This window comes from Rhodoferax aquaticus, assembly GCF_006974105.1.
Classification (GTDB): Bacteria; Pseudomonadota; Gammaproteobacteria; order Burkholderiales; family Burkholderiaceae_C; genus Allorhodoferax; species Allorhodoferax aquaticus_A.
The window spans coordinates 509,837-521,184 of the sequence record NZ_CP036282.1 but is presented as its reverse complement, the minus strand read 5'-3'; the positions used below and the strand labels follow the sequence as shown (position 1 = coordinate 521,184).

At 55.9% G+C, this 11,348-nt stretch carries 10 protein-coding genes and 1 pseudogene; 5 read left to right on the top strand and 6 right to left on the bottom strand.

What is annotated here, in order from left to right; genetic code table 11:
• Positions 1-18 precede the first annotated feature (18 nt).
• From EXZ61_RS02390 to EXZ61_RS02380, 4 genes are read left to right on the top strand one after another with little or no spacing between them, the layout of a single operon-like run.
• Positions 19-264, top strand: a complete 246-nt coding sequence (locus EXZ61_RS02390) for a spike base protein, RCAP_Rcc01079 family (RefSeq protein WP_142808665.1) — start codon at positions 19-21, stop codon at positions 262-264.
• Between the two features lies 1 nt (position 265).
• The gene (locus EXZ61_RS22550; protein ID WP_425353603.1) at positions 266-1,534 is read left to right on the top strand and encodes a phage head spike fiber domain-containing protein; all 1,269 of its coding nucleotides are present in this window, start codon (positions 266-268) and stop codon (positions 1,532-1,534) included.
• A 13-nt stretch (positions 1,535-1,547) separates the two neighbouring features.
• A complete protein-coding gene (locus EXZ61_RS02385; RefSeq protein WP_142808663.1) occupies positions 1,548-1,871 on the top strand; it encodes a DUF4406 domain-containing protein in 324 nt (107 codons plus the stop codon).
• The gene (locus tag EXZ61_RS02380) at positions 1,864-3,093 is read left to right on the top strand and encodes a phage head morphogenesis protein (protein ID WP_142808661.1); all 1,230 of its coding nucleotides are present in this window, start codon (positions 1,864-1,866) and stop codon (positions 3,091-3,093) included. The genes EXZ61_RS02385 and EXZ61_RS02380 overlap by 8 nt, the downstream gene beginning before the upstream one ends.
• A 345-nt stretch (positions 3,094-3,438) precedes the next feature.
• On the opposite strand, the pseudogene EXZ61_RS02375 reads toward EXZ61_RS02380, so the two are convergent.
• Positions 3,439-4,335 (bottom strand): annotated as a pseudogene (locus EXZ61_RS02375) (MFS transporter); the annotation flags it as partial.
• A 210-nt stretch (positions 4,336-4,545) separates the two neighbouring features.
• Between EXZ61_RS02375 and corA the strand changes: the two are divergent.
• Positions 4,546-5,532, top strand: a complete 987-nt coding sequence (gene corA / locus EXZ61_RS02370; protein WP_142808657.1) for a magnesium/cobalt transporter CorA — start codon at positions 4,546-4,548, stop codon at positions 5,530-5,532.
• 45 nt (positions 5,533-5,577) lie between these two features.
• Here the strand turns inward: corA and EXZ61_RS02365 are convergent, their stop codons facing one another.
• The 5 genes from EXZ61_RS02365 to EXZ61_RS02345 all read right to left on the bottom strand — a co-directional run bounded on the left by EXZ61_RS02365 (position 5,578) and on the right by EXZ61_RS02345 (position 11,092).
• Complete coding sequence (locus EXZ61_RS02365; protein ID WP_237219064.1) at positions 5,578-6,336, bottom strand: 5'-methylthioadenosine/adenosylhomocysteine nucleosidase; 759 nt, start codon at positions 6,334-6,336, stop codon at positions 5,578-5,580.
• 82 nt (positions 6,337-6,418) lie between these two features.
• Positions 6,419-8,092, bottom strand: a complete 1,674-nt coding sequence (locus tag EXZ61_RS02360) for a long-chain-fatty-acid--CoA ligase (RefSeq protein WP_142808655.1) — start codon at positions 8,090-8,092, stop codon at positions 6,419-6,421.
• An 89-nt stretch (positions 8,093-8,181) separates the two neighbouring features.
• Positions 8,182-9,618, bottom strand: a complete 1,437-nt coding sequence (locus EXZ61_RS02355; protein WP_142808653.1) for an NAD(P)(+) transhydrogenase (Re/Si-specific) subunit beta — start codon at positions 9,616-9,618, stop codon at positions 8,182-8,184.
• Positions 9,615-9,935: an NAD(P) transhydrogenase subunit alpha part 2 gene (locus EXZ61_RS02350; protein WP_142808651.1), complete on the bottom strand. Its 321-nt coding sequence runs from the start codon at positions 9,933-9,935 to the stop codon at positions 9,615-9,617. The genes EXZ61_RS02355 and EXZ61_RS02350 overlap by 4 nt, the downstream gene beginning before the upstream one ends.
• A 29-nt stretch (positions 9,936-9,964) precedes the next feature.
• Positions 9,965-11,092 carry a Re/Si-specific NAD(P)(+) transhydrogenase subunit alpha gene (locus EXZ61_RS02345; RefSeq protein WP_142808648.1) on the bottom strand — a complete coding sequence of 376 codons (1,128 nt, stop codon included), beginning with the start codon at positions 11,090-11,092 and terminating at the stop codon, positions 9,965-9,967.
• Positions 11,093-11,348 lie beyond the last annotated feature (256 nt).

Below are 11,348 nucleotides of genomic sequence, written 5' to 3'. Positions count from 1 at the left end.
CCCAACCAGGAGCCCGCAATGCCAGACTACTTCAACGGCCCCACAGCACCAGCACAAGGCGGCTTTGCCGTGTTGCCAGACGCCAACTTCACCCAACCTTCACGTGCGCTAGTGGTGTGCACAGGCGGCTCCCTGTCGGTGTTGATGATCGACGGAACCACCGTCGTTTTCAGCGCCATTGCATCTGGCACCCAACTGCCCCTGCGTGCCACAAAGGTGATCGCGGCCGGAACCACAGCAACCAACATCGTCGCCCTGTACTAACATGCACATCGGCTACGCACTATCCCCGGTGGCGATGGCCTCACAAGGCCTGCTAGCCCCATCCCTGCAGCTCGACTTCCTGAGCGGAACTCTCGACCCCCGCATCACTTTCACGCGCGCTGGCGGCGCGGACGCGACAGTGTTTGGCTCCAATGGCTTACTTCAAACGCCTCCACCCAATACACCAAGATTCGACTACGACCCGGTGACACTACAACCCCGTGGGCTGCTAATCGAAGAAGCTCGGACGAACCTGCTCCTGCACTCACGCGACATGACGCAGGCAGCTTGGAGCAAGACTGACGTAACACCTACGCGCAATCAGGTGGGTATTGACGGGGTTGCGAATACGGCTTGCTTGATGACTGAGGGTGTGGCGGGGAGTTCTATCGCCCTACAGAACGGTGCCGCTGTTACTGCTGGCTCAACTATCACTAGCTCGTGGGTTCTTAAACGTGGAAACACGGATTGGATGGCTTGCCACACTGGTGACGCTACTGATGGTGCGCGTGGGTGGTTCAACCTGAATTCGGGCGCAAAAGGTTCTGTTGTCGCAAGGGGCGCGGGAACAAACAACAGCAGCACGATCACGCCGCTGGGCGGTGGATGGTATCGGTGTACTGTCACAACGACACCAAACGGAACCTACACGATACCAATTGCGGCATCGTTTGCCGCGCCAGCAGACAACTCCATAGCTCGCGTCAACAACGCCACCTACATCACAGACTGCGCCCAACTAGAAGTAGGTGCTTCTGCAAGCTCAATCATCCCTACAACAACTGCGGCTGTAACACGGGCTGCGGATAACGTTGTGATGACTGGGACTAACTTTAGTAGTTGGTACAACAGTGCTGCGGGGAGTTTTGTTGTGGAAGGCGATACGACAACTACGTCCAACCCTGCAACGCTGACTGACGTAAACGACAATTCATTTAACCAGCGTATGCAAGTGCGGTTTTCGACTAGCACTTTGGCGCAGGCAATCATAACTTCGGGTGGAGTTGTGCAAACTACGCCTCTATCGACAAGTGTGGTGGCTGGTGCTGTGGTAAAGATGGGCCTATCGTATGCCTCAGCAGGAACTAGCTGGGTCACTAATGGCAGCACGGTACAAGCGGGATCGGCTTTGACACTTCCGGCACCCACCCAACTACGACTAGGTTCCGCCGCAGGAGGCGGAAGCGAGGTACTAAACGGCCATATCCGCTCCATCCGCTACTACAACACCCGCCTGCCTGACCAGATGTTGCGGGCTTTGACAACTTAAGCGGGCCAAAAATATGAAGCGCGTTTACATCGCTGGGCCTATGACAGGCTTGCCACACTTCAACTACCCCGCGTTCAATGCGGCAGCAGAACGCCTGCGTGCCCTTGGCTTTGACGTAGAAAACCCAGCTGAAAACCCGGTGCCCAATTGCGGCACCTGGTTGGGTTACATGAGGATGGCCATCCGCCAATTGGTGACTTGCGACGGTGTCGCACTGCTGCCTGGTTGGAAGGGTTCACGCGGAGCGCGCATTGAGCGCTGGCTCGCAGGCATGTTGGGCCTAGCCGTCGTTACTGAGAGCACTATTCAGCAAGGGCCGGAGGCTTTAGATGCCTGATGTGCAGCCATTCGGCGTCCAGTTCGGCCAAGCCATCGACTACTTGAAGGGTAAGCTGCCCGAAAGCACCCTCAAGTGGGACGATCTGGCCAGGCCAGTGCATGGCAAGGTGTTCGCTGTGGCAGGCGCAGCCAGCACCGATCTGGTCGCCGATATCCAGCAGTCTCTGGTGGATGCACTTAAAAACGGCACCACCATCACCCAGTTTCGTAAAGACTTCGACGCGGCCGTACAAAAGCATGGCTGGTCATACAGTGGCAAGCGCGGCTGGCGCACCAGCGTCATCTTCGACACCAACATGCGCACCGCGCACATGGCAGGCCGCTGGCAGCAGCTGCAGGCGGGCAAGGCCAAGCGTCCATTCCTGCAATACCGCACAGCTGGTGACGCCCGCGTGCGCCCTCAGCACCGCATGTGGAACGGTCTGATCTTCCCGATTGATGAGGCTTTTTGGCAGACACACTACCCGCCAAACGGCTGGGGATGCCGCTGCACCGTCCGCGCCTATAGTCAGGCCGACTTGGATGACAACCAGTTGCAGGTCTCCAAGCCATATCAGGTCAAGACACGAAATGTAGTCACCCGCGATGGTGAAGTGACCGACCAAGTGCCGCTGGGCATTGATCCTGGCTGGGATCACAACGTGGGCCAGAGCTGGCTGTCTCCCGAGGTCGCCTTGGGCAATAAATTGGCCCGCCTGCCTATGGAATTGCGCGGACCTATGACCGATAAAGCGATTTCACCGGCCTATCAAAAGGTGCTCAACGACAATTTCAAGGCGTTTAAAACGTCCATTAAAAAGCCAACAGGTGCTTCGCAGATCGTCGGATTTATGGATAGCGGAATGCTTGATGCTGTCAGCCAAGCGCTTCCTGACCTTGAGCTTGAATCGACCGCGCTGATGGTTCAGGACAACAAGACGAACCATCTAGCCGGTCTGCACAAAGGCAGCTCTAAGCAGGCATGGCCATCGGATTGGATTGATAGCCTGCCTGAGCATTTGCGTAACTATCGTGCGATCTATTTGGACAAAAAAAGCAACTCATTGCTGGTTATTCCCCAAGGTGAGTTCAATGCCACCATCCCCAAGATCGCCATTCGACTGAACCAGCGCACTAAGTCTGGCATCGTCAACTCAGTTGTCTCGCTAGGTTCAACTGATGCCCTCAGTCTCCAAGAAGAAGCTGTCTACCAGCTGCTGCTCGGCAAGGTACGGCCGTAAATAAGCCCACCGAGGTGGGCTTAAGCCAGGAAGGGCGCTGTTCTTCATAATGACATGCACCTTGCGGTGCAAACTGGCTGGTGCATTTCCAGTCCACTGGCTTGGTTGCAGTGTAGGTCCCAGAGCCTCACTTTGCAATTATTTGGTGCCTTCTTCGCCACTGTCCGATCAATTTACTGGCATTTAATTGGCAAATGCCCCCCGATTTATGGGCAGCTACTGGATCAAAATAAACGTTTCCTGCCAAAACCACGAAAAAGCGCTAACTCATTGATCTACCGGCCTTTTTTTGATCTTCTCGACCGTTTATGTGTGGATCAATTCAAACATCTCCCCCCTTGGAGGCATGAGCGTGGTGAGCATCATGGGAACAATGACCGCTATAGCCAATACCCTGAAGGTTTCAAACTTACCAAAGCTGTCGGTGAGTCGGCCAAAAAGTCGGGCCGTCAACAGCGTCGTAATACCACCGCACAAATAGATGTAGGGCACTTGCTCCGCCTTGATCCCTACATTGGTTTGCATGTAAATGGTGATGTACGGAATGACGGTAAAACCTGCAAACATCAGCAAGCCAGAGAAGATGAATGCGCGCTGATGATTCGCGTCGGCTAGGGTTTCAATGATGCGGCTGTACGCGGTTGCACCTTGTTGTTGCGCCAAATGGGCGTTCATGGCTGGCAGCGAAATGGCGGCGAAACACGTCAGCAAGCCGCACATCGTGGCGATTCCGATAAACGGGGCATTCCAACCCAAATGTGCAGCCAAAAACAAGCCCAAGGGCACACCCGCCACAGTGGCCACCGAGAACGAGGTCATCACGATACCCATGGCTCGACCTCTGCGCTCAAAAGGGATGATGTCCCCCACAATCGTTTGTGACAAAGCCGACAGCACCCCTCCAAAGACTCCGGCAGCAATCCGCGCCACCATCAAAGTGCCGTAGGTGGACGCCAACCCACACGCTAGGGTGGCGACCGTGAACAGGGTATACAGAACTAGCATCAGCCGTTTGCGGTCGAAGCGATCAATATAGGTGGATGCCAAAAGACCGGACAAGCCCGCGGCTATGGTGTAGGCCGACACCAACAGCCCAAACTGGGCGTCCGTAATAGAAAACAGCTGCGTGAACTGAGGCCCCAAGGGCATCATGATCATGAAGTCTAGGATGTTCGTGAACTGAATACCTGCCAAGGTGATCAGCAGCCAAAGCTCCCGTTTGGGGGAAAGTACGTTGTTCATGAGTTAGGAAACGGTCAATAGGTGCGCACAAAATGGCGAGCGGCCACTCTAACAGGCTTGCTGCAGTGCGATAATTTGTGGGTCATTACTTCGGAGAGACATCCTTGGAAAACTACCCTAGTCGGTAGCTTTCAACGCCCTTTGCTGCATTGGGGTTGAAAGCCGCAACCATCAACCCACCCCCCATGCAACCATTACAGGGAGCGCGACATGCTGAATATTTTCACGCTTGCGAATGGACGTCTGTTTCAAGAAGAAATCGAGTCCTTGGAAGAACTGGCCAAGTTCCAGCCCATCTGGGTGGACTTGGAGTCGCCCACCGTCGAAGAGAAGCGCTGGATAAAGCAGTACTACGGGCTGTCGATTCCAGAAGATGCGATGGACGAAGACATCGAAGAGTCCGCTCGCTTCTACGAAGAAGACAATGGCGACCTGCACATTCGCAGTGACTTTTTGGTCCCCGATGACGACGAACCCCACACCGTGCGGGTCGCGTTTATTCTGAACTTGGTCAACAACGACCTGAGAAGCAAGGGTGTCCTCTTCTCAATCCATGACGAAGACGTCCCTGTTTTTCGCTTACTTCGCATGCGCGCGCGTCGAGCGCCCGGCTTGATTGACGATGCCAAACAGGTGCTGCTCAAACTTTTTGATGCGGATGCCGAATACTCCGCCGATACACTGGAAGGCATTTACGACGAGCTAGACAAAGTCAGCAAAAAAGTCCTGTCTGGCAACGTAACGGACGCGATTGCAGGCGAAGCTTTGGGGGCCATTGCGCGACACGAAGACTTGAGTGGGCGCATCCGCCGCAACGTAATGGACACCCGCCGTGCGGTCAGCTTCATGATGCGTAGCAAAATTCTGAGCAGCGAGCAGTTCGACGAAGCCCGGCAAATTTTGCGCGACATTGACTCACTGGATGCGCACACTGCGTTTCTCTTCGACAAGATCAACTTCTTGATGGACGCCACGGTCGGCTTTATCAACATCAACCAGAACAAGATCATCAAGATCTTCTCTGTGGCCAGTGTGGCGCTGTTGCCGCCCACCTTGATCGCGAGCCTGTATGGCATGAACTTCAAGTTCATGCCTGAGTTGGAGTGGTCTCTAGGCTACCCCTACGCACTGGGGCTGATGGTGGCAAGTGCCGTGGTGCCTATGATGTATTTCAGGAAACGTGGCTGGTTGAAGTAAAAATGGCCTTTGCGCCCATAGATATTGCGCAAGCAGCTATATTATTTATAGCGTTTTGAAAAACTGCGCCACAATTCGTTGGGCGTAAACGCTGGCCACCTCGGTGACGAACTGGGTAAAGTCCACGTGCGCAGTGGCGTCAGCCCGGTCCGAGATGGTGCGCACAGCCGCAAAGGGAATACCGTAGTCTGCGCAGACCTGAGCAACTGCCGCGCCCTCCATCTCGACCGCCAAAGGCATGTGACCCAGCGCTTGCAGACCTGCGACGATGTTTTCTGAGTGCACAAGGCCATTGACAAACTGGTCTCCACTGGCAATCAGGCCATGGTGCACGGCGGGCGACCAACCTGCCACGGGGTGTGCTGCCACCGCTGTGGCGGCTTGCAGCAAATGCGCTGTGAGTGCCTCATCTCCAGGGAACACGGTGCGTCCATACAGCGGAATCTCGTAGCGTGGAAACAGAGGGGATGCGTCCATGTCATGCTGCACATACCCGCTGCCGACCACCACATCACCCACGCGAACGCCCGGCCCTACCCCACCGGCCACGCCTGTAAAGAGCAGCTGCGTCGCACCTAGCCCTTCAATCAACGCGGTGGTCGTCGTGGCCGCGGCGACCTTACCGATGCGAGACAAGCCCAGCACGACGGCGTGGCCTTGGAGCCTGCCGCGCCAGAACTGACGCCCTGCACGCTGCACCACGTCCACTTGCTCTAGTTGGGCAATCAAACCTGCTTGCTCCTCAGGCAATGCACTCAAGATGGCGGTAGTCCTTGCAGCAATCATGGTGGCGATGTCTTTCATTTCGTGGAATGTTGACCGCAAGCGCTGGGCGAGCGGCATAAAAAAACGGCCACGCGGGCCGTTTTTTGCTAGCAGTCTGCGGCTACTTGTCGCGCAGTTCGCGACGCAAAATTTTACCCACCGGCGTCTTGGGCAATTCGACGCGGAATTCCACCACCTTGGGCTGTTTGTAGCCAGTGAGGTTTTCTTTGCAAAACGCGCGTACATCCGCTTCGCTCAAATTGGGGTCTTTCTTGACGATCACCAGCTTCACTGCCTCACCGGTTTTGGCATCTGGCATACCCACGCAAGCACACTCCATCACCCCAGGCATTTGGGCGAGCACGTCTTCCAACTCGGTGGGGAAGACATTGAAGCCACTCACCAAAATCATGTCCTTTTTGCGGTCCACAATCTTGAAGAAGCCACGCTCGTCCACTACACCAATATCGCCCGACTTGAAGTAGCCATCGGGCGTCATCACTTTGGCTGTCTCATCAGGACGCTGCCAATAGCCGGCCATGACTTGCGGGCCCTTGATGGCAATTTCGCCGGACTGACCTAATGCGACTTCGTTGCCGTCATCGTCCAGCAACTTCAGGTAGGTGCTAGGCAGTGGCACGCCGATGGTGCCGGTGTATTCGGTAGACGTCACAGGGTTGCATGAGGCGGAAGGCGAGGTTTCACTCAAACCATAGCCTTCGCAAATGGGGCAACCTGTCTTCTCAAACCACAACTTAGCCACAGAGCTTTGCACGGCGGTCCCGCCACCTACTGACACCTTAAGGTGACTCCAATCCACCGTGTTGAAATCTGGGTGATTGGCCAAGCCATTGAATAAGGTATTCACGGCCGGGAAGCTGTGGATGGTGTGTTTAGACAGTTCTTTAAGCACGCCCGGAATGTCACGCGGGTTGGGGATCAAGATCAGCTTGCCGCCGGTGCGCATGGACAGCATCATGCCCACGGTAAACGCGAAGATATGGTACAGCGGCAAGGCGCACACGCTGGTGGGCTGCTCGTTGGCCGGCACCTTTTGCATCACCGGTGCATTCCATGCCTCGGACTGCAAGGCATTGGCGATCACATTGCGGTGCAACAGCACGGCGCCCTTGGACACACCGGTGGTACCGCCGGTGTATTGCAAAACGGCAACTTCGTCAGCCTTGGGGTCAACACGTTTGAAGCTGCGCTTGGCGCCAATGGCCAAGGCGTCGTTGAAGCGAACGGCCGTGGGCAGGTTGAAGGCTGGCACCATCTTCTTCACGTTGCGCACGACGTAGTTCACCAAACTACCTTTGAGCAAACCCAGTTGGTCGCCCATAGAGCACAAAACAATATGCTTCACCGGTGTGCTGGCTATGCATTTCTCCAGCGTGCTGGCAAAGTTCTCAATAATGACAATCGCCTTGGCGCCAGCATCTTTGAGCTGATGTTCCAACTCACGCGGCGTGTACAGCGGATTGACATTCACCACCACCAAACCTGCTCGCAAAATGGCAGCGACCGCCACGGGGTACTGGGGCACGTTGGGCATCATGATGGCGACGCGGTCGCCTTTGGCCAAGCCCAGGCTTTGCAAATAGGCCGCGAAGGTTTGGCTCAATGCATCCGTTTGGGCATAGGTGATGTCTTTGCCCATGAAGTTGTATGCGACGCGCTTGCTGTACTTCTGGAAGCTCTCTTCCATCAATGCCACCAGTGAGCTGTACTGGGTGGCATCAATATCGGCTGGCACCCCCTTGGGGTAGCTCTTAAGCCAAACGCGGTCTGTCATGTCTTCATCTCCATAATTTAAATTGCGCGCTGGTATTGTCCCAAGGCCTGACCTAGCTTTGGTTTATGTTTTCCCTAGGTCAGATTGGTTTACTCGATGGCTTTGCCCATGTCTTCCACGACCTTTTTGGCGTCACCAAACACCATCATGGTTTTGTCCATGTAGAAGAGTTCATTGTCCAAGCCCGCGTAGCCCGCAGCCATAGAGCGTTTGTTAACAATAACGGTTTTTGCCTTGTAGGCCTCCAGAATAGGCATGCCATAGATGGAGCTGCCTTTTTGCAAAGCCGCAGGGTTCACCACGTCGTTGGCACCCAAGATGATGGCCACGTCAGCTTGGGCAAACTCGCCATTGATGTCTTCCATCTCAAACACCTGGTCGTAGGGCACTTCCGCCTCCGCCAGCAAGACGTTCATGTGGCCCGGCATGCGCCCCGCCACAGGGTGAATGGCGTATTTGACCTTCACGCCACGGTGCACCAGTTTTTCTGCCAGCTCATTCACCGCGTGCTGGGCACGTGCCACGGCCAAGCCGTAGCCGGGAACAATGATCACGGTCTCTGCGTTGCTCAGCATGTAGGCCGCATCGTCCGCGCTACCGCTTTTGACAGCGCGCTGCACTGCTCCGCCGGTCGCAGCCGCTGTCGCATCGCCGCCAAACCCGCCCAAGATCACGTTGAAGAAGGAGCGGTTCATGGCCTTGCACATGATGTAGCTCAGAATGGCGCCGCTTGAGCCCACCAGCGAGCCCGCAATGATCAGCATGCTGTTGTTCAAACTAAAGCCAATACCGGCCGCGGCCCAACCTGAATAGCTGTTGAGCATGGACACCACCACAGGCATGTCCGCGCCGCCAATGGGGATGATGATGAGCACGCCCATCACAAAGCCCAGCGCCAGCAGCAGGCCAAAGTCCAAGCTACTTTGGGAGTGCCAAAAGCCAAATAAAAAGAACAAGGACGCCAGCCCCAACACCAGGTTCAGCTTGTGCTGCCCCGGGAAGGTGACGGGCGCACCTTGGAACAGGCGAAACTTGTATTTACCAGACAGCTTGCCAAACGCAATGACTGAGCCCGAGAACGTGATGGCACCAATGAAAGCCCCCAGCCCCAACTCGATCCGGTTGCCGCCTGGAATAGCGCCACCCTTTTCCACAATGCTGAAGGCCCACGGCTCGGCCACTGCGGCCACGGCAATGAACACCGCAGCCAAGCCGATCATGCTGTGCATGAATGCGACCAACTCGGGCATTTTGGTCATTTCTACGCGTTTGGCCATCAAGGTACCCGCAGTGCCACCGACCAGCAGCGCACCCAAGACCCAAGCCAAGCCAGACATGCCGTCTTGCCCCATTTGGCCCGCCAGTTTCAGAATCAGCGCGGCTGTGGTTAGCACAGCCACGGCCATACCGACCATGCCAAATACATTGCCGCGAATGGAGGTGGTGGGGTGCGACAAGCCCTTCAGGGCTTGGATAAAGCACACGCTGGCAAACAAATAAAGGAGAGTGACGAGATTCAAGCTCATTTCGCGGACTCCTTGGCTGCGGGCTTCTTGTCTTTCTTTTTGAACATTTCCAACATGCGGCGAGTCACCATGAATCCGCCAAACACATTGACGGCGGCTAATGCCACCGCCAATACGCCCATGGATTTACCAAGCGGGGTTTCGGTCAGCGCTGCGGCCAACATCGCGCCAACTATCACGATGGCGGACACCGCATTGGTTACCGCCATCAAGGGCGTGTGCAAAGCAGGCGTCACTGTCCACACCACGTGGTAACCCACGTAGATGGCCAGCACAAAGATGATCAAGTTAAGTACCGTGGGGGAAACCATTTCCATGGTGTCGCTCCTTATCAAGTTAAAAAGAGTTACTTGCGACGCACTGCGCCGCCTTGGGTCATCAAGCACGCCGCCACGATGTCGTCTTCCAAGTCCACGTGCAAGGCGCCCTCTTTGTTGAGGACCAGCTTCAAAAAGTCCAGGACGTTGCGGGCATACAAGCTGGAGGCGTCCGCAGCTACCAAAGCGGGCAAATTGGTCTCACCGATGATGGTCACACCATGTTTGACCACGATCTTGTCCGCCTCTGACAGTGGGCAGTTGCCCCCGCCATTGGGGCCTTTGCCGGCGGCGATGTCCACAATCACAGAACCAGGCTTCATGGACTGCACCATTTCAGCCGTGATCAGCGTGGGGGCTGCGCGCCCGGGGATCAGCGCGGTGCTGATGATCACGTCAGCCTGCGCTACGCGCTTGGCGACTTCTGCCTTTTGGCGGTCCAGCCAGCTTTGTGGCATGGGCTTGGCATAGCCACCCACGCCAACGGCCGCTTCTTTTTCTTCGTCGGTCTCATAGGGCACGTCAATAAACTTGGCGCCGAGTGACTCCACTTGCTCTTTGACACTAGGGCGCACATCGGAGGCTTCAATGACAGCTCCCAAGCGTTTGGCCGTGGCAATGGCCTGCAGACCGGCAACCCCCACGCCCAAGATCACCACCCGCGCGGCCTTCACGGTGCCAGCAGCCGTCATCAGCATCGGGAAAAAGCGTTGGTATTTGTCGGCCGCCATCATCACGGCTTTGTAACCCGCAATATTGGCCTGGCTGGACAGCACGTCCATGCTTTGCGCACGGGTTGTGCGGGGAGCCGCCTCTAAAGCAAATGAAGTAAGTTGGGCTGCGGCCAGCTGCTGTAAGCCTTCTGCATCAAACGGATTGAGCATGCCCACCACCGTAGCTCCGGGCTTCAGACTAGGAAGTTCTGAGGCACTGGGGCTGCGAACTTTGAGCACCAAGTCGCTTCCCAAAGCGCCAGCGGCATCGGTAATCTCTGCCCCTGCTGCTACATAAGCCTCGTCCGTCACACTGGCAGCCAAACCAGCGCCAGCCTGAACCCGCACGGTATGGCCCTGTGACTTGAGTTTTTTCGCAGTTTCAGGGGTAAGGGCAACACGTGTTTCGCCCACCAATGTTTCGGTGGGTACGCCAATTTGCATGGGGCGCTCCTGTAAGGGTTTGAAAAAATGCTGTCAGCTAGCTTACATGAGATTGGGTGGGTTTTTAGTAGCTAAAACCCCTGTGTTGGTTCAAATAATGGGTACAAATAGTATTAACTGGGCCCCATTTAGCGGCCCCGCGCAGGTTTTCTTCCGACATCATGCGACCCATAGTGCTGAGCTTAGGTGAGGCTGGGCCTTGGCGCCTATTGAGTAGCGCACAACCAGCAGGGCCAGAATACTCCTTTTTTGATAG